Below are 17,010 nucleotides of genomic sequence, written 5' to 3' on the forward strand. Positions count from 1 at the left end.
CCACCCCGCCCGGGAACTCCGGGACCGTCAGATGCCCTGCCAGTGCGGCTTCGCCGCGTAGGTGGCGCGGAAATAGTCGGCGAGCTTCAGCCGCGCGGCGGCGGCCTCGTCCACGACGACCGTGGCATGCGGGTGGAGCTGCAGCGCCGAGGCCGGGACCAGCGCGGCTACCGGCCCCTCGACGGCCCGGGCCACGGCGTCGGCCTTGCCCGCGCCGGTGGCGAGCAGCACCAGATGGCGGGCCTCCAGGATGGTGCCGATGCCCTGGGTGATGACGTGGTGCGGCACCTCGTCGAGGCTGTCGAAGAACCGGGCGTTGTCCTTGCGGGTCTGCTGGGTCAGCGTCTTGATCCGGGTACGCGAAGCGAGCGACGAGCAGGGCTCGTTGAAGCCGATGTGCCCGTCGGTGCCGATGCCCAGCAGCTGGAGGTCCACCCCGCCGGCCTCGCGCAGCGCCCGGTCGTACGCCTCGCAGGCCCCCTGGACGTCCTCGGCTGCGCCATCGGGCCCCAGGAAGGAGTCCGCGCCGAGGCCGAGCGGCTCGACCACCTCGCGCAGGACCACCGAACGGTAGGACTCGGGATGCCCGGCAGGCAGGCCCACATATTCGTCGAGCTGACAGATGCGCGCCCGTGAGGCATCCACCGACCCGGCTTGGACCCGCGCCGCCAGTGCCTGGTAAATGGGCAGCGGGGTGGAGCCGGTGGCCACACCGAGCAGCGCGTCGGGCTTACGGCGCAGCAGGGCCGCGAGGGCCTCCGCGATCAGCTCGCCGCCCGCCATGGCGTCCGGAACGATGACAACTTCCACGCTTGGCCTGCCGTTCTGGAGAGTGGTCTCATGGGTCATGTGGTATAGACCAATCTAGCAGAGCGCGGCCCCCGGAAGCCGTTGGCACTGCCGGACGGACGGCTGCGATATCCGGGGGATCGGGGGCTTCCGGTGGCGCCGAGGCGCGCCGGGGTGGCGGGGGGCCGGACGGCGGCGCGCCGGCGAACTCGCGGTCGCGAGCGGTGCGGTGGAGAGGCGGATCGCCCTCGCGGGGCGGGCGGGACGCTCGGCCCCGGCCCCGGCTCATCGGACCGGCGGCAGGTGGCCGGAGGCGTACGGCGCGGTCCGCGGCCGGTGCACGGCCCCGGAAACACCCGCGGGCCGCGGCGCCGGGACAGGACCCTCAACCTGTCCGGCACCGCAGCCCGGAGCTGACATCGGCCGGCCCCGCCCTACGGGCGGAAGGCACCCCCGTGTGCGGTGGGGGCACGGTCCCGTCCTGGGACCGGTCGATCGGAGGCCTCGGCGCAGTCAGGGCAGAGAGCGCCTGCGGCCTCGTTCCGTCCTCCTGTGCGGGGAGAACGGAGGCCTTGCCGCATTCTGGAGTAGACCATTCTCACTTGTCCATGCCCCTGCAGACGCAGCGCCTACAGGGTACGCCGGTAGGCTCCAAGACGTGCCCTCCATGAACGATCTCGTACGCCAGCACACCGCTCTGAGCGACACCGACCTCGAGTGGCTGCATTTGCTGGTCTCGGAGTGGCAGCTGCTCTCCGACCTCTCCTTCGCCGATCTGGTGCTGTGGGTGCCCACCCGTGACGGCACCCGCTATGTCTCGGTCGCCCAGATGCGGCCCAATACGGGCCCCACCTCCTATCAGGACGACATGGTCGGCCATCTCGTTCCCCGCGGCCGGCGACCGATGCTGGATTCCGCCCTGGACGAGGGCCGCATCGTGCGCGAGGGCGACCCGGAGTGGCGCGAGGAGGTGCCGGTACGCGTCGAGTCCATCCCGGTACGCCGTGAGGGCCGGGTACTCGGGGTGATCGCCCGCAACACCAATCTGCTGACCGTCCGCACCCCCAGCCGGCTGGAGCTCACCTACCTCCAGAGCGCGTCCGACCTCGCCCAGATGATCGCCGCCGGCACCTTCCCCTTCCCCGGCCAGCAGGTCGACATGGACGCCTCGCCGCGTGCCGGCGACGGACTGATCCGGCTCGACGCGGACGGTGTCGTCCAGTACGCCAGCCCCAACGCCCTCTCCGCCTACCACCGGCTCGGTCTCGCCGCCGACCTGGTGGGCCACCACCTGGGCCGGGCCACCGCCGAACTCGCCCCCGCCCGCGGCCCGGTGGACGAGGCACTGGTCCGGCTCGCCAGCGGCTGGGCCCCCAGGGAATTCGAGGTCGAGGGAAATGAGGGCGTCATTCAATTGCGCGCCATTCCGCTCAAACCGAAGGGGACGCACATCGGTTCACTGGTCCTGTTGCGCGATGTGACCGAACTGCGACGCCGCGAACGGGAACTGATCACCAAGGACGCCACCATCCGGGAAATCCATCACCGGGTGAAGAACAATTTGCAGACGGTGGCTGCTCTGCTGCGGCTGCAGTCCCGCCGGATGGATTCCGCCCAGGGCCGCGACGCGCTCAACGAGGCCGTCCGCAGGGTCGGTTCGATCGCGATCGTGCACGAGACGCTGTCCCAGACCCTCGATGAGCGGGTCGAGTTCGACGAGATCGCCGACCGGGTGCTGGCCATGGTGGCGGAGATCTCCCCGGGCAAGGTGACCACCCGCCGCACCGGACGCTTCGGCATCCTGGACGCCGAGGTGGCCACCCCGCTGTCGATGGTGCTCACCGAGGTCCTGCAGAACGCCCTGGAGCACGCCTTCGGCCCGGCGGAGCACGGCACGGTCGAGGTCAGCGCGGTGCGCGGCGGCAGCCGTACGGAACCGCGGCTGCAGGTCACCGTCCAGGACGACGGCCGCGGCCTGCCCGAGAACTTCGATCCGCAGCGCGCCGGAAATCTGGGGCTGCAGATCGTACGGACCCTGGTGGAGGGGGAGTTGGGCGGCACGTTCGACATGGTGCCGGCCCCCGAGCGCGGCACGCAGGTCCTCCTCGACGTCCCCGTGCGGGCCGACAAGCAGCACTGAGACCCGGGCCACCGCCCCCGCCGCCGGTCCGTACCTGCCCCGACAGCAGCAAGCCCCGGACCCATCTGGTCCGGGGCTCAAAGCTCTTCAGATGCGATGACACCGGGCTGATCGGCTCCGGAGGTGCATCGGGGGTACTGCGCGCTGCGGCTCGGGGGCCACGGGGCGGCTGGCTCAGGCGCTGGCGTTGCGCGCCCGGTTGCGAGCTGCACGGCGCTTCATCGCGCGGCGCTCGTCCTCGCTCAGACCTCCCCAGACGCCGGAGTCCTGGCCGGACTCGAGCGCCCACTGCAGGCACTGCTCCATGACGGGGCAGCGGCGGCAGACGGCCTTGGCTTCCTCGATCTGCAGGAGCGCAGGACCGGTGTTGCCGATGGGGAAGAAGAGCTCGGGGTCTTCCTCGCGGCAAACGGCGCGGTGACGCCAGTCCATGGCTGCTCCATCTCCTCGTGTGACGGGATCGTTGCTTGTGAATGTGAACGCTTTCACGAATCCCTCCACAAGGGAAGGGCCGAACCCCAGTCGTGAACTGGTGCGGTCCTGTGGAATGAGGAGGAGGATTCGGGCTCTCAAGGGGGCCGGTGAAGCGGCCGTCCCGATCGCCAGGAAGAGACTCGCAAACCTCGGCTGCGGATACAACCCCTTCCGGAAACTTTTTTTTGAATCCTTGGTGTCGCCTAGCTCACAGCCGTCATTCCAGGGGGTGGAAACCAGCCTAAACGTTCGAGTGAAAGGACTTTGGGCCCTACTGCTCACACAATCACACGCAGTGCACGGCGAACGCCTGTGAACGTCACACTCGTACGCAGTCCCAGGTGGTCGCCGTCCATCTGAAAGGGCAGCGGAACCTGCGAATGCAAGGTGAAGTTCGTGAGGTCGTGATGTGAGAGTGCGTGCTTGCCGTGGGGCCCGCGCTCGGGTGTTGACGTCAGCAGCTGGGTGGCGTACCGGGCCACGGCGGCCGGTGAGAGCTTGCTCAGTGCGAACACATCCAGGGCCGTGTCGAACGAGGCGTCCGGGGACGGGTAGATCGGACGATTGCCCAGGTAGGACCACGGAGCGGTGTTGCAGATTATGGCCAGCGCGAGGTTCTCGACGATCTCCGCGGCACCCTCGGTCCCGCCCGGGCGTTCGAGGGTGATCACGCCCCGCCGGCGGTTCGCCTCGCTCAGGAACTGCCGTACGACCTGTCGCACGTACAGGGCGTGGGTCGAACGCTTGCCGCGTTCGCGCTGCTGCTCGACCCGGCCGACGACGCCGGCGTCGAAACCGAAGCCCGCGCAGAAGGTGAACCAGCGATCCGGTACGCCCTCGTCGTCGGTGCCGGGTGTGCCCGCGGCGAGGCCCAGGCCGATCGTGCGCTCGCTGCCGTCGCGCAGCGCGTCCAGCAGGGCGCCGGTCGCCTCCACCACGTCATTGGGCAGCCCGAGCGCGCGGGCGAAGACGTTGGTGGAGCCGCCGGGGACGACGGCCAGCCGGGGATGCGACTCCGGATCGGGGCCGTTCGCCAGTAGGCCGTTGACGACCTCGTTGACCGTGCCGTCGCCGCCGAGTGCCACGACCAGTTCGGTCTCCCCGCCCTCGGTGGCCTGCCGGGCGAGATCACGCGCATGCCCGCGGTACTGCGTCTCGGCGACCTCCAGCTTGAGGTCGCTGGCGAGCGCGTGGGTGAGGACGTCACGGGTGCGGGCACTGGTGGTGGTTGCTGCGGGATTGACCACGAGGAGTGCGCGCATATGGAGCAGCGTACCTACCTGCTGGTACCGGTCTCACGCCCCGTCCGCCCCCGGGGCCTCCCCGGCGGCGGTCAACACCGGCGCTACCCTGCTGGGGTGAGCAGTCAGCAGAAGCAGTCCGCGCCCCGAGCCGCCGACGCCCCCGCCGCCCGCGAGCCGGCCGGACCGCGGCCCGCCCGGCTGAGCGCCGCGGCGGCGCTCACCGCGGTCGAAGGGCTCGCGCTGGCCGCCCTCGGTACGTACATGCTGGTCATGGGGCTCGCCGGTGCGCCGGACAGTGCGCAGCAGGCGGAGATGGGCGGGCTGACCGTCCTCGCGCTCGCGGTGCTGCCGCTGGTGGCCGCGCGGGGGCTGTGGCTGCGCCGCCGCTGGAGCCGGGGTCCCTCGCTGATCACCCAGATCGTGGCGCTGCCGGTGGCCTGGACGCTGGTGAACGGCGGCGGGGCGCTGATCGCGGCCGGCGTCGGACTGGCCGTGGCCGCGCTGGTGGTGCTCGTCCTGCTGGTCAATCCGACGGCCACCGAGGCCCTGGGCATCGGGCCGCGGGAGGCTCCCTGACCGGCGCCGGGAACGGAACGGACGAAGGGGCGGGATCCGGTGGATCCCGCCCCTTCGCTTGTCTGCCGGTGCCGTGCGCGCCCGGTCCGGTCACTCCTCGACGAGCAGCTTGTCGCGCAGCTGGGCGAGGGTGCGGGCCAGGAGCCGGGAGACGTGCATCTGGGAGATGCCGACCTCCTGGGCGATCTGCGACTGGGTCATGTTGCCGAAGAACCGCAGCAGCAGGATCTTCTTCTCCCGCGGCGGGAGGTCCTCCAGCAGCGGCTTGAGGGACTCGCGGTACTCCACGCCCTCCAGCGCCTCGTCCTCGGCGCCGAGGGTGTCGGCGACCGCGGGGGACTCGTCGTCCGTGTCCGGGACGTCCAGGGAGAGCGTGCTGTACGCGTTGGCCGACTCCAGGCCCTCCAGCACCTCCTCCTCGGAGATCGCCAGATGCTCGGCCAGTTCATGGACGGTGGGGGCCCGGCCGTGCCGCTGGGAGAGCTCGGCGGTCGCGGTGGTCAGCGACAGCCGCAGCTCCTGGAGGCGGCGCGGGACGCGGACCGCCCAGCCCTTGTCGCGGAAGTGCCGCTTGATCTCGCCGACGACGGTAGGGGTGGCGTAGGTGGAGAACTCCACGCCGCGGTCCGGGTCGAAGCGGTCCACGGACTTGATCAGACCGATGGTGGCGACCTGGGTCAGATCGTCCAGCGGCTCACCGCGGTTGCGGAAGCGCCGGGCCAGATGCTCGACGAGCGGGAGGTGCATCCGCACGAGAGCATTGCGCAGCTCCGCGCGCTCCGGGGAGCCGTCCGGCAGTCCGCGCAGTTCGTAGAACATCGCCCGGGCGCCGCTGCGGTCGTGCGGCTCCTGGGAATGCTGGTGATCCTGCAGCTGGTGTTCGGGGGCCGGCGCATCGTGCTGATGCTCCTGCTGCCCCGGCTGCTCGCTCTGCTCCATGTGGTCCGCCCGCTCTGCCTGCTCCGCCGCATTCAACCGGCCGCCGTGGTGGGGCACGCCCACCGGATGCGGCCGGGCCTGCTGCCCGGGGATGGTCGTGCCGGCCGTACCGGCCGCCATCCGCCCGCCGCGTTCGAGATCTTTCACGGGGCCCCCTGTTCGGTCATGACGGTCCGGGACCGGCGCCGCGCTCCTTGTACAGACTGATGGTGACCGTCTGGTCCTCGGCGACGGTGGAATCGACCTTGCCGGCCAGTGCGGAGAGCACCGTCCAGGCGAAGGTGTCGCGCTCCGGGGCGCGGCCGTCAGTCGTCGGGGCCGACACCGTGACCTGAAGTGCGTCGTCGATCAGGCGGAAGACGCAGCTCAGCACGCTGCCGGGGACGGCCTGTTGCAGCAGGATCGCGCAGGCCTCGTCGACCGCGATGCGCAGATCCTCGATCTCGTCGAGGGTGAAGTCCAAGCGGGCTGCGAGCCCGGCCGTGGCCGTACGCAGCACGGACAGGTAGGCACCCGCAGCGGGCAGACGGACTTCCACGAAGTCCTGAGTCCCGGGCTCGCCTGCGATCTGGGACACCCTCACCTCCAAGGTGGCACAAGCTGGTTGAGCTGGAAATGCGCGATATTCGCGTTGTTCGGGATATGCGTCGGCCCTTTTCTCCCTTCGTGAAAGGAGAACGATCAGGCGCGATGCATGGTTCGGCTGTGACGCTATCGCGATCTGCGGGCCGATGTCGCCCGGAAGGAGGACGACTGCCGTCCGGAGGGCGATCCGGCCCCAGGTCACCCGGCGCCATCGCTGTTACTGATTGTAAATCCACGGGTACGGAAAGTGGCTAGGGGTGTGCACCGTCAAATCGATGCCGATTACGCTCCGTTGACACGTGAGGTGGCGGCAAGGTTGTGCAGCGCCTCCCCAGTGAGCCGGAAGACCGTCCATTCGTCCATGGGCCGGGCGCCGATCGACCGGTAAAAACCGATGGACGGTTCATTCCAATCCAGGACCGACCACTCGAATCGCGCGTACCCGCGGGCCACGCAGATCTCCGCGAGGGCCGCGAGCAGCGCCTTGCCATGACCGTCGCCGCGCGCCTCGGGGCGGACGTACAGGTCCTCCAGATAGACACCGTGCGTGCCCGTCCACGTCGAGAAGTTCCGGAACCACAGGGCGAAGCCGACCGGGGCGCCACCGGCCTCCGCGATCAGCGCGAAGGCGGCCGGCTGCGGGCCGAAGAGCGCCTCCTTCAGCTGCGGCTCGGTGGCCTGCGCGGCCTCGGGCTCGCGCTCGTACGCGGCCAGCTCGCCGATCATGGCCAGGATGGCGGGGACGTCGTCGGGGGTCGCTGCGCGGATCATGTCTGAAGGCTAAACGGACGCCGTTCGGCTCTTCACACCAGCTGCTGATCGACGAAGCACCAGCGCCAGGAGTCGCCCGGTTCGAAGGTCCGCATCACGGGATGGCCGGTCTCCTCGAAGTGCCCGGAGGCATGCCGGAACGGTGAGGAATCACAGCACCCGACATGGCCGCAGACCAGGCAGAGCCGCAGCTGTACGGGGTGGCTGCCGACGGCCAGGCACTCCAGGCAGGTGGCGCTCAGCGGGGCCGGTTCGGCGCGCGGCAGTCCGGGAACATGCGTGCACTCGCTCATGATGGCCAGGTTAGATCGCCGGGACGGCCGGCGGAGGATGCCGGGACGGGACGGGACCGATGGCTGTCATGCCGCTGTTGTTGCTGGTCGCGGGGAGCGCGGCGGTCGCCGGACTGGCGCGCCGTACGCCGGTCCCCGCCCCGCTGCTGCTGGTCGCCGCGGGGCTCGCGGCCTCCGCCGTCCCGGGCCTGCCGGACTACACCCTCGATCCGCACATCGTGCTGCCGCTGGTGCTGCCCCCCTTGCTGCACACCGCGGCGCTGGACAGCTCGTATCTGGATCTGCGGGCCAATGTGCGGCCGGTGGCGCTGCTGTCGGTCGGCTATGTCCTGTTCGCCACGCTCGTGGTCGGCTGGGCGGCCCATCTCGTCATCCCGGACCTGCCGCTGACCGCCGCGCTCGTCCTGGGCGCCGTGGTCGCACCGCCGGACGCGGTCGCGGCCACCGCCATCGCCCGCAGGCTCGGGCTGCCGCACCGGATCACCACGATTCTGCAGGGCGAATCCCTGGTCAACGACGCCACCGCGATCACCGCGTACAAGGTCGCGCTGGCCGCGGCCCTCGGCGCGGCCGCCACCTGGGGCGAGGGGCTCCGGGCGTTCGCCGTCGCGTCCCTGGGCGGCATCGGCATCGGCGTCGTACTGATGGTGCCGCTGCACTGGCTGCGGGTCCGGCTGCGCGAATCGGCGCTGCTGGAGAACACCCTCTCGCTGCTCATCCCGTTCGTCGCCTACGCGGTGGCCGAGCAGTTCGGCGCCTCCGGTGTACTGGCCGTCGTCGTGGTCGCCCTCTATCTGGGCCACCGCTCCTGGCAGGTCGACTTCGAGACCCGGCTCCAGGAGGAGGCGGTGTGGAAGATGGTCTCCTTCATCCTGGAGTCGGCCGTCTTCGCGCTGATCGGGCTGCAGCTGCCGGTCGTGCTGCGCGGCCTGGGACGGTTCAGCGGGCCGCAGGCCCTGGGGTACGCGGTGGTGCTGTTCCTGGTCGTGGTCCTGGCGCGGTTCGTGTGGGTCTTTCCGGCCACCTTTCTGCCGCGCGCCCTGTCGGCCCGGATCCGCGCCCGCGAACCGGGGGTGAACTGGACCGCGCCGGTCATCGTCGGCTGGGCCGGGATGCGCGGGGTGGTGTCGCTGGCCATCGCGTTCTCCATCCCGGCGGCCGGGCACGGCACCGCGGCCTTCCCGGCCCGCAACCTCGTGCTCTTCCTGACCTTCACCACCGTCATCGCCACCCTGGTCGTCCAGGGGCTGACGCTGCCGCCGCTGATCCGCGCGCTGAAGCTGCCCGGCCGGGACGTCCAGGCCGAGACGCTGGCCGAGGCACAGGCACAGAACGAGGCCTCACGGGCCGCCGAGGAGCGTCTGGAGGAGCTGCTCCAGGACGATCGCAACGCCCTTCCGGGACCGCTCGCCGACCGGCTGCGCACGATCATGGAACGGCGCCGCAACTCCGTCTGGGAGCGGCTCGGCGCGGTCAACGAGGTCACCGGGGAGTCCGCCGACGACACCTACCGGCGGCTGGCCCGGGAGATGATCGACACCGAACGGCAGGTGTTCGTCCGGCTGCGGGACGCCCGGCGGATCGACGACGAGATGCTGCGGACGCTGCTGCGCAGGCTGGATCTGGAGGAGGCGACGGCTTACCGGGAGGTGGCGTCTTAGGGGAGGGGGAGAGGCTCCCGGCCCGGCGGCCTCGCCCGGCCCGGCGGCCTCGCCGTCCCGACGTCCTGCAAAGGCTCCCGGCTCACGGCCTGCCGGTGATCACGGCCGCCACCGCGCTGCCGGGAGCGAAAGCGCCCTCCCCGGCCAGCGTGGTCAGCCCGTACAGCAGCTTGGCGACGTAGCTCCGCTCCAGCGGCAGCCCGTGCCGGTCCTCGAAGGCGTCCGCGAACGCGTCCAGTTCCGGGGTGCGGCGGGCATAGCCGCCGCAGTGGAAGCGGTCGTCCAGCCGCCAGTCGCCGCGCGGCCCGCCGAACGCGGCGGTCTGCAGCTCACCGACCGCCCGCCCCAGGAAGTGCGGGCGGCCGCCCTTGAGCACGGGGAAGCCCAGGGCGCGCTGCCGCGGGCCCAGCCCGGCGGCCAGGCCGGCCAGGGTGCCGCCGGTGCCGCAGGCCACCGCGACCGTGTCCGCCACCCCGCGCAGCTCCCGGCCCAGCTCGGTACAGCCCTGGGCGGCAAGGGAGTTGCTGCCGCCCTCCGGTATGAGGCGGAAGGCGCCGAAGCGGTCGTGCAGGGCGGCGCGGACGTCGGGGTCGGCGGCGCGGCGGTAGCGGGCGCGGTCGAGGAAGTGCAGCCGCATCCCGTCGGCGGCGCAGCGGGCCAGCGACGGATTGAGCGGTCGCCCGGCCAGCTCGTCGCCGCGGACCACGCCGATGGTGCGAAAGCCCAGCAGCCGGCCCGCCGCGGCCGTCGCCCGCAGATGGTTGGAGTACGCGCCGCCGAACGTCAGCAGCGTGCGGTCGCCGGCCGCGGCGGCGGCCCGCAGATTCGGCTCCAGTTTGCGCCACTTGTTGCCCGGCAGATCCGGGTGGATCAGATCGTCCCGCTTGAGCAGCAGCCGTACCCCGCGGCGGGCGAACGGCCCGTCCGTGAGTTCCAGGACGGGCGAGGGCAGACGCGGGCGCAGGCTGTGCGGGTCCGGCTGTGGGCCGGGGGCGGTGCGGGTCACCCGGCCCATTGTCCCGGGTGGCGCCGCGGCGGGCCCGGCGCGTACCGCGTCCCGCTCATTTCAGCCGGTCGCCGATCCGCTCGCGCAGCCAGTCCATCGTGTAGCCGCGCGGATCGACCTTGCCCGGCTGCCACTCCAGATGCCCGATCACCGAGCGCTCGGTCCAGCCGTGCGCCCGGCACAGCGCCGCCGCGGCCTTCTCCAGCGCCGCCAGCTGCGCCGGCGGCCAGGGGTCCTTGCCGTCGCCGAGGTTCTCGCACTCGAAGCCGTAGAAGTGGGGGTTGCCGTCGGTGTCGGCCTCGTTGTCCGGCGGCAGCCGCTTCTCGGCGATCACCGCCCGCAGGACGTCGCCGTCGCCGAGGCCCGCGTGATTGGCGCGGCCGCAGCCGACCAGATGCACCGTGCCGTCCTTGGTGATCACGCCATGGCACAGCGGCCCCGGCAGATCCGGGCGGCCGTCGTAGCAGAGCTGGACGGTGCTGTCGGCACCGGACGTGCCGGTGTGGTGCACCATCACGCCGTGCACCGGGCCCCAGGGCCCCTTGCTGTTGCGGTTGTGCGTCTCCCAGCCGGCGACCTCGGCGATGCGCAGCCCCTCGGCCGTGAGCGCGTGGCGGAACCGGGCGGCGGACAGTGGTACGGACATGGCCCACTCCGATGCGGACGCGGCGGCCGCCGACCGCGCACCGCCTCATGTCTCGCTTGTACGGGACCGGGCCGGGCCGCGGGAGGTGAACGGGGAAAAGCGGGCCGGGCGTTCGGGGGATGAGCGAGCGATTTCGGCCTCGCGCACGGCGGGACCGGGCGCGGCGCTATCCGTGCAGGAAGGCGTCCCCGTGGGCGTTGACGTGCGCTTCGAGGGCGTTGAGCGCGTCCTGGGTCGCCTCGGGGGAGCCGCTGCCCCGCCGCTCGGCGAAGTACGCGGAGCCCAGCTTCTTCAGCAGGTCGTTGCCGGCCCGCTGTTGCTGTACCTCGTCGACCTTCTGCTTGCCGGCCTCCAGGCCCTGCCGGGCCTGCTCCTTGGCGCGGTCGAGAAACCCTGTCATGTGCCACCTCCGTGAGGTCCGTGTCGTAAGGGATCAACGGCGCGGACCGCCGTGGGGTTCCCGTGCCAGGCTGGGGGATGCGGGCCGAGAGCGCGAGACGGGTGGGCCACCCGGCGTAGCCGGCGGATGCCGGGAGCGGGTGCCCGGGCTGCCCGGCGCGGTGCGGTGAACGCGCCGCGCGCCGCCCCCGGTCCGGCCGGTGCTGCCCGACGGCGGTACGGCTCCCGGGCCCAAGACCCCGGCCCTGGGGTGGAGTCACGCACGGGGGCTCCCCTGGGGGCGCCGCGCACGCCGGGTTAGCGTGTGCGTCATGGACTACCAGGCCGTTCTCGAAGAGGTAGCGGCCTACGCCCGGCCGCTGGTGCGACAGGGGCGCGTCGCCGACTACATACCGGCGCTCGAACGGGTCTCCGCGGACCGTTTCGGGATCGCGGTGGCCGACATCCACGGTGCGGTGCACGGCGTCGGCGACTGGGAGGTCCCGTTCTCCGTCCAGTCCATCTCCAAGGCCTTCTCGCTGGCGCTGGTGATGGCGCAGAGCCCCGGCAGCCAGGGCGAGGACGGCATCTGGAAGCGGGTGGGCCGCGAGCCGTCGGGCACGCCGTTCAACTCGCTGGTCCAGCTGGAGGCGGAGAACGGCATCCCGCGCAACCCGTTCATCAACGCGGGCGCCCTGGTGGTCACCGACCGCCTGCAGACCCTGACCGGTGACGCCAGCACCTCGATGCTGCACTTCCTGCGCGAGGAGAGCGGCAACCCGGACCTCGCCTTCGACCAGGCGGTGGCCGACTCCGAGGCCGAGCACGGTGACCGCAACGCCGCGCTGGCCCACTTCATGGCGTCCTTCGGCAACCTGGAGAACCCGGTCCCCAGCGTCATCGAGCACTACTTCTGGCAGTGCTCGATCGAGATGAGCTGCCGGGACCTGGCCGTGGCCGGCGGATTCCTGGCCCGACACGGGCTGCGCGCCGACGGCAGCCGGCTGCTGGAGGCCCGCGAGGCCAAGCGGATCAACGCGGTGATGCTCACCTGCGGGACGTACGACGCCGCCGGGGAGTTCGCCTACCGCGTCGGGCTGCCCGCGAAGAGCGGGGTCGGCGGCGGCATCATCGCCGTGATCCCCGGCCGCTGCACCCTGTGCGTGTGGAGCCCCGGCCTCGACGCCCGGGGCAACTCCGTCGCGGGCGCCGCGGCCCTGGACCACTTCACGACGCTGACCGGCTGGTCGGTGTTCTGAGCCGGCCCGGGGGAGCGGCCGCGGCTGCCGTTGTGGCCCCCGGTCCGCTGGCGCATCGTGGGCGTAGGAGGTGCAGCGCCATGGAGCACGAGATGCGCGCCGAGTACGAGGAAGGCGTGCTGCCGCACGCGGACACACCGGTGAAGATCTGGCACATGGTGCGGCTGGACGGCACCGTCGCGATGTGCGGACGGGAGCTGGCCCCGGCGGCCGCCACCCAATCGGCCGAGGTCTGGGGCACCCGCCAGGGGGAGCCGTTCTGCCACACCTGCGGCGCCCTGTACCTGCGTGAGCACCCGGGGGACATCGCCTGACCGCGCGGCCCTCGATGGACCGGACTCGGCCCGGTGCCCCTCAGGGGCAGCGGATGACCTGGCCCGCGTACGAGAGGTTGCCGCCGAAGGCGAACAGCAGCACCGGGTCGCCGGCGGCGATCTCGCGCCGTTCGACCAGCTTGGACAGCGCGAGCGGGACGGAGGCCGCGGAGGTGTTCCCGGAGTCGACGACGTCCTTGGCGACCACCGCGTTGACCGCGCCGAGCCGCTCCGCGACCGGCTCGATGATCCGCAGGTTTGCCTGGTGCAGCACCACTCCGGCGAGGTCGGCGGGCGTGATCCCGGAGCGTTCGCAGACCTGGCGGGCGATGGCCGGCAGCTGGGTGGTCGCCCAGCGGTAGACGGTCTGGCCCTCCTGGGAGAACCGGGCCGGCTCGCCCTCGATGCGGACCGCACCGCCCATCTGCGGCACCGAGCCCCACAGCACCGGCCCGATCTCCGGGTCCGGCGAGGCACTGACGACGGCGGCCCCCGCCCCGTCACCGACCAGCACACAGGTCGTGCGGTCCGTCCAGTCGACGACGTCGGTGAACTTCTCCGCGCCGATGACCAGCGCATTTGTCGTGGAACCGGCCCGGATGGCGTGGTCCGCGGTGGCCAGCGCATGGGTGAAGCCGGAGCAGACGACGTTGAGGTCCATGGTGGCCGGGGCGTTGAGCCCGAGCCGGGCGGCGACCCGGGCCGCGGCGTTGGGGCTGCGGTCGGCGGCCGTGCAGGTGGCGACCAACACCAGGTCGATGTCCTGCGGGGCCAGTCCGCTGGCGGCCAGCGCCTTGGCCGCGGCGGCGGCCGCCATCGCGTCCACGGTCTCGTCCGGGGCGGCGACATGGCGGGTGCGGATACCGACCCGGCTGCGGATCCAGGCGTCGTCGGTGTCGACGATCTTGGCCAGGTCGTCGTTGGTGAGCACGGCGGAGGGCTGGTAATGGCCGAGGGCCAGGATGCGTGACCCGGTCATGAAATCCCCTGTACGTCGTGGGTGGTATCTCACCAGTCTCACCCGTCACTCCCGGCCGGTGGCTGCGTGAACTGCCAATCTTCCGTCTCCAGAACTGGAGACAGTTGTCAGAACCGGGGCTGTCGCCCGCTGTGCCCGACCCCCGGGCGCCCCCTATGGTGCGGGGCGCCCACGGGCGGCGACACGGGATCGCGCAGGGGCAGCAGCCCGGCCGATCCAACGGCAGAGCGAGGGCCCGCGGGGGGTATTGCTCCGCTCGCGGGCGCGTCCTCCTCCTGGCGGTCGGGCGCGTCCCCGGCTACCCGGCGAGCGCCCGGAAGCGGCGCAGCCGCAGGCTGTTGCCGACGACGAAGACCGACGAGCAGGCCATCGCGGCCCCGGCGATCATCGGGTTGAGCAGGCCGGCCGCGGCCAGCGGCAGCGCCGCCACGTTGTAGCCGAACGCCCAGAACAGATTGGTCCGGATGGTGCCGAGGGTGGCGCGGGCCAGCCGGATGGCGTCCGCCGCGGCCCGCAGGTCGCCCCGGACGAGGGTGAGGTCCCCGGCCTCGATGGCGGCGTCGGTGCCGGTGCCCATCGCCAGTCCCAGGTCGGCGGTGGCCAGCGCGGCCGCGTCATTGACGCCGTCGCCGACCATGGCGACCGAGCGGCCCTCGGCCTGCAGCCGCTCCACCACCGCCACCTTGTCCTCGGGCAGCACCTCGGCGATCACCTCGTCGATCCCGACCTCGGCCGCGACCGACGCCGCGACGGCCTGGTTGTCGCCGGTCAGCAGCACCGGGGTCAGCCCCAGCGCGCGCAGCCGGCGCACCGCCTCGGCGCTGGTGGGCTTCACCGCGTCGGACACCACCAGCACCGCGCGCGCCGCGCCGTCCCAGCCGACGGCCATCGCGGTACGGCCCCGGGCCTCGGCCGCGGCCCGGGCCTCCGCCAGCGCGGGCGGCAGGGGCAGCTCCCGCTGCTCCAGCAGCTGTGCGCGGCCCACCACGACGGAGTGGCCCTCGACCACTCCCGTCACGCCCAGGCCCGGCACGTTCGTGAACTCCGCGGGGGTGGGCAGGGTGCCGGTGCGGGACGCGGCCTGCGCGGCGACGGCGCGGGCGACGGGGTGCTCGGAGGCGTGCTCCAGCGCACCGGCCAGCCGCAGCACCTCCGCCTCCGACGCACCCTCGGCGAGATGGATCCCGGTCAGCGTCATCACGCCGGTGGTGACCGTGCCGGTCTTGTCCAGGACGACGGTGTCCACCCGCCGCGTCGACTCCAGCACCTCGGGCCCCTTGAGCAGGATGCCGAGCTGGGCGCCGCGGCCGGTACCGGCCATCAGCGCGGTGGGGGTGGCCAGGCCCAGGGCGCACGGGCAGGCGATGATCAGGACGGCGACGGCCGCGGTGAAGGCGGCCGCCGCGCCCGCGCCGGCGGTGAGCCAGTAGCCGAGGGTGCCCAGGGCGAGCACGATCACGACCGGGACGAAGACCGCGGAGATCCGGTCGGCCAGCCGCTGCGCCGCGGCCTTCCCGTTCTGCGCCTCCTCGACCAGCCGTCCCATCCGGGCGAGCTGGGTGTCGGCGCCGACCCGGGTGGCCTCGACGACCAGCCGGCCGCCCGCGTTGACGGTGGCGCCGGTGACGGTGTCGCCGGGGGAGACCTCGACCGGTACGGACTCGCCGGTGAGCATCGAGGCGTCCACGGCGGAGGCGCCCTCCAGCACCGTGCCGTCGGTGGCGATCTTCTCCCCGGGCCGGACGGTGAAGCGGTCGCCGACGCGCAGTGCGGCGGTCGGGACGCGGACCTCCCGGCCGTCCCGCAGCACCGTGACGTCCTTGGCGCCCAGCTCCAGCAGCGCCCGCAGCGCCGCCCCCGCCTTCCGCTTCGAGCGGGCCTCGGCATAGCGGCCGGCCAGGATGAAGGTGGTGACCCCGGCCGCGGCCTCCAGGTAGAGGGCGCTGCCGCCGTCGGTGCGGGCGAGGGTCAGTGCGAAGGGGTGGGTCATCCCCGGCATGCCGGCGGTGCCGAAGAACAGCGCGTACAGCGACCAGCCCATGGCGGCGAGGGTGCCCATCGAGATGAGGGTGTCCATCGTGGCGGCGCCGTGCCGCAGGTTCGTCCAGGCCGCCCGGTGGAAGGGCCAGGCGCCGTACGCCACCACCGGCGCGGCCAGGGTCAGCGACAGCCACTGCCAGTAGGTGAACTGCAGCGGCACCACCATCGCCATCAGCACCACCGGGACGGAGAGCGCGAGGGAGATCAGCAGCCGTTGGCGGAGGGGGGCGAGCGGGTCGGGGGCATGGCTGTCTTCGGCCCGGTCGTCGGCGCCGTCCGCGCCGTCCGCGCCGTCCGCCGCGCCGTGGTCCGCACCGCCGGGGAGCTGTGCGGCGGCCGGTGCGGCAGCCGGCGGCCGGGGGAGCGCGGCGGTGTAGCCGGTCTTCTCCACCGTGGCGATCAGGTCCGCGGTCTCGACGCCGCTGCCCTGCGCGAGGGTCACCCTCGCCCGCTCGGTGGCGTAGTTGACGGTGGCGGTGACGCCTTCCATCCGGTTGAGCTTCTTCTCGATGCGGGCGGCGCACGAGGCGCAGGTCATCCCGCCGATCTGCAACTCGACGCCGTGCTCTCCGATCGCGGTGGCCATTGAGTGCTCCTCGGTGTGCTGCGGGTGCCGGTCCCCAGGAGAACCTTATACCCCCTCGGGGTATTCCCGGTCGTGTGATGGCTCACCCCGGCCGTCTCGTGGCCGGTGAGGGCCGAGGCACACACCGTCGGCTACCCCGGATCGGCGGCGGTCGGGCCGTCGCGGGCGGTTCCCGGCGCGGCCCGGCCGTGGGTCGGCTCCGTCGGCCCCGGCGTGGACGGTCACGCCTGCGAAAGTCCGGTGCGCTCCGCCGAGTTGGCCGCTCGCAGGGCCACCCGGGCCGGCGCACGGCCCGGACCTCGACGCGCCACCGCGCGTTTTCCTACCGCC

Annotated in this window: 17 protein-coding genes; 5 read left to right on the plus strand and 12 right to left on the minus strand. The window is 72.4% G+C overall.

Translation table 11 applies throughout. From position 1 onward, the window contains the following. Positions 1–27: 27 nt before the first annotated feature. Positions 28–810 (minus strand): glucosamine-6-phosphate deaminase, encoded by a 783-nt coding sequence (nagB, locus tag BKA18_RS24310; protein WP_366045628.1) that lies wholly within the window; start codon positions 808–810, stop codon positions 28–30. 646 nt (positions 811–1,456) lie between these two features. Between nagB and BKA18_RS24315 the strand changes: the two genes are divergently transcribed. Continuing rightward, the gene (locus tag BKA18_RS24315) at positions 1,457–2,929 is read left to right on the plus strand and encodes a sensor histidine kinase (RefSeq protein ID WP_366045627.1); all 1,473 of its coding nucleotides are present in this window, start codon (positions 1,457–1,459) and stop codon (positions 2,927–2,929) included. A 174-nt stretch (positions 2,930–3,103) separates the two neighbouring features. On the opposite strand, the gene BKA18_RS24320 is transcribed toward BKA18_RS24315, so the two are convergent. Then, positions 3,104–3,361 (minus strand): WhiB family transcriptional regulator, encoded by a 258-nt coding sequence (locus BKA18_RS24320; RefSeq protein ID WP_003983230.1) that lies wholly within the window; start codon positions 3,359–3,361, stop codon positions 3,104–3,106. Positions 3,362–3,681: 320 nt separating this feature from the next. Next, complete coding sequence (locus BKA18_RS24325; RefSeq protein ID WP_366045576.1) at positions 3,682–4,665, minus strand: diacylglycerol/lipid kinase family protein; 984 nt, start codon at positions 4,663–4,665, stop codon at positions 3,682–3,684. A gap of 96 nt (positions 4,666–4,761) precedes the next feature. Here BKA18_RS24325 and BKA18_RS24330 point away from each other — a divergent pair, with 96 nt between their 5' ends. Continuing rightward, the gene (locus tag BKA18_RS24330; RefSeq protein WP_366045575.1) at positions 4,762–5,223 is read left to right on the plus strand and encodes a hypothetical protein; all 462 of its coding nucleotides are present in this window, start codon (positions 4,762–4,764) and stop codon (positions 5,221–5,223) included. A 90-nt stretch (positions 5,224–5,313) separates the two neighbouring features. Here the strand turns inward: BKA18_RS24330 and BKA18_RS24335 are convergent, their stop codons facing one another. The 4 genes from BKA18_RS24335 to BKA18_RS24350 form a co-directional block, all read right to left on the minus strand. Beyond that, a complete protein-coding gene (locus BKA18_RS24335) occupies positions 5,314–6,282 on the minus strand; it encodes an RNA polymerase sigma factor SigF (protein ID WP_366045626.1) in 969 nt (322 codons plus the stop codon). 43 nt (positions 6,283–6,325) lie between these two features. Continuing rightward, positions 6,326–6,739 carry an ATP-binding protein gene (locus tag BKA18_RS24340; protein ID WP_006603191.1) on the minus strand — a complete coding sequence of 138 codons (414 nt, stop codon included), beginning with the start codon at positions 6,737–6,739 and terminating at the stop codon, positions 6,326–6,328. 290 nt (positions 6,740–7,029) lie between these two features. Further along, positions 7,030–7,518, minus strand: a complete 489-nt coding sequence (locus BKA18_RS24345) for a GNAT family N-acetyltransferase (RefSeq protein WP_006603190.1) — start codon at positions 7,516–7,518, stop codon at positions 7,030–7,032. 32 nt (positions 7,519–7,550) lie between these two features. After that, the gene (locus tag BKA18_RS24350; protein ID WP_147248194.1) at positions 7,551–7,811 is read right to left on the minus strand and encodes a UBP-type zinc finger domain-containing protein; all 261 of its coding nucleotides are present in this window, start codon (positions 7,809–7,811) and stop codon (positions 7,551–7,553) included. 59 nt (positions 7,812–7,870) lie between these two features. Here BKA18_RS24350 and BKA18_RS24355 point away from each other — a divergent pair, with 59 nt between their 5' ends. Continuing rightward, entirely contained in the window at positions 7,871–9,472 is a 1,602-nt protein-coding gene (locus BKA18_RS24355) for a Na+/H+ antiporter (RefSeq protein WP_366045574.1), read from the plus strand. Positions 9,473–9,554: 82 nt separating this feature from the next. Here BKA18_RS24355 and BKA18_RS24360 read toward each other — a convergent pair whose 3' ends face one another. From BKA18_RS24360 to BKA18_RS24370, 3 genes are all read right to left on the minus strand, one after another. Continuing rightward, the gene (locus tag BKA18_RS24360; protein ID WP_093485114.1) at positions 9,555–10,487 is read right to left on the minus strand and encodes a 1-aminocyclopropane-1-carboxylate deaminase/D-cysteine desulfhydrase; all 933 of its coding nucleotides are present in this window, start codon (positions 10,485–10,487) and stop codon (positions 9,555–9,557) included. A gap of 46 nt (positions 10,488–10,533) precedes the next feature. After that, positions 10,534–11,124: an N-acetylmuramoyl-L-alanine amidase gene (locus BKA18_RS24365; protein WP_093485115.1), complete on the minus strand. Its 591-nt coding sequence runs from the start codon at positions 11,122–11,124 to the stop codon at positions 10,534–10,536. A 166-nt stretch (positions 11,125–11,290) separates the two neighbouring features. Then, on the minus strand, positions 11,291–11,524 hold the full coding sequence (locus BKA18_RS24370; protein ID WP_366045573.1) for a hypothetical protein: 234 nt from the start codon (positions 11,522–11,524) through the stop codon (positions 11,291–11,293). Between the two features lie 310 nt (positions 11,525–11,834). Here BKA18_RS24370 and BKA18_RS24375 point away from each other — a divergent pair, with 310 nt between their 5' ends. Both BKA18_RS24375 and BKA18_RS24380 read left to right on the plus strand, forming a co-directional pair. Further along, the gene (locus tag BKA18_RS24375) at positions 11,835–12,761 is read left to right on the plus strand and encodes a glutaminase (protein WP_006603184.1); all 927 of its coding nucleotides are present in this window, start codon (positions 11,835–11,837) and stop codon (positions 12,759–12,761) included. An 80-nt stretch (positions 12,762–12,841) separates the two neighbouring features. Next, the gene (locus BKA18_RS24380; protein ID WP_147248198.1) at positions 12,842–13,075 is read left to right on the plus strand and encodes a hypothetical protein; all 234 of its coding nucleotides are present in this window, start codon (positions 12,842–12,844) and stop codon (positions 13,073–13,075) included. A 40-nt stretch (positions 13,076–13,115) separates the two neighbouring features. Here the strand turns inward: BKA18_RS24380 and BKA18_RS24385 are convergent, their stop codons facing one another. Together BKA18_RS24385 and BKA18_RS24390 are read right to left on the minus strand one after the other, a co-directional pair. Next, positions 13,116–14,054 carry a beta-ketoacyl-ACP synthase III gene (locus BKA18_RS24385; protein ID WP_366045572.1) on the minus strand — a complete coding sequence of 313 codons (939 nt, stop codon included), beginning with the start codon at positions 14,052–14,054 and terminating at the stop codon, positions 13,116–13,118. 298 nt (positions 14,055–14,352) lie between these two features. Next, entirely contained in the window at positions 14,353–16,680 is a 2,328-nt protein-coding gene (locus tag BKA18_RS24390) for a heavy metal translocating P-type ATPase (protein ID WP_366045571.1), read from the minus strand. Positions 16,681–17,010 lie beyond the last annotated feature (330 nt).

This window comes from Streptomyces auratus, from assembly GCF_050433025.1.
GTDB lineage: Bacteria > Actinomycetota > Actinomycetes > Streptomycetales > Streptomycetaceae > Streptomyces > Streptomyces sioyaensis.

Coding starts and splice junctions, on each gene's coding strand:
- BKA18_RS24315 (WP_366045627.1), top strand. CDS start 1,457: ATGAACGATCTCGTACGCCAGCACACCGCTCTGAGCGACACCGACCTC.
- BKA18_RS24320 (WP_003983230.1), bottom strand. CDS start 3,361: ATGGACTGGCGTCACCGCGCCGTTTGCCGCGAGGAAGACCCCGAGCTC.
- BKA18_RS24325 (WP_366045576.1), bottom strand. CDS start 4,665: ATGCGCGCACTCCTCGTGGTCAATCCCGCAGCAACCACCACCAGTGCC.
- BKA18_RS24335 (WP_366045626.1), bottom strand. CDS start 6,282: ATGGCGGCCGGTACGGCCGGCACGACCATCCCCGGGCAGCAGGCCCGG.
- BKA18_RS24345 (WP_006603190.1), bottom strand. CDS start 7,518: ATGATCCGCGCAGCGACCCCCGACGACGTCCCCGCCATCCTGGCCATG.
- BKA18_RS24350 (WP_147248194.1), bottom strand. CDS start 7,811: ATGAGCGAGTGCACGCATGTTCCCGGACTGCCGCGCGCCGAACCGGCC.
- BKA18_RS24355 (WP_366045574.1), top strand. CDS start 7,871: ATGGCTGTCATGCCGCTGTTGTTGCTGGTCGCGGGGAGCGCGGCGGTC.
- BKA18_RS24360 (WP_093485114.1), bottom strand. CDS start 10,487: ATGGGCCGGGTGACCCGCACCGCCCCCGGCCCACAGCCGGACCCGCAC.
- BKA18_RS24365 (WP_093485115.1), bottom strand. CDS start 11,124: ATGTCCGTACCACTGTCCGCCGCCCGGTTCCGCCACGCGCTCACGGCC.
- BKA18_RS24370 (WP_366045573.1), bottom strand. CDS start 11,524: ATGACAGGGTTTCTCGACCGCGCCAAGGAGCAGGCCCGGCAGGGCCTG.
- BKA18_RS24375 (WP_006603184.1), top strand. CDS start 11,835: ATGGACTACCAGGCCGTTCTCGAAGAGGTAGCGGCCTACGCCCGGCCG.
- BKA18_RS24380 (WP_147248198.1), top strand. CDS start 12,842: ATGGAGCACGAGATGCGCGCCGAGTACGAGGAAGGCGTGCTGCCGCAC.
- BKA18_RS24385 (WP_366045572.1), bottom strand. CDS start 14,054: ATGACCGGGTCACGCATCCTGGCCCTCGGCCATTACCAGCCCTCCGCC.
- BKA18_RS24390 (WP_366045571.1), bottom strand. CDS start 16,680: ATGGCCACCGCGATCGGAGAGCACGGCGTCGAGTTGCAGATCGGCGGG.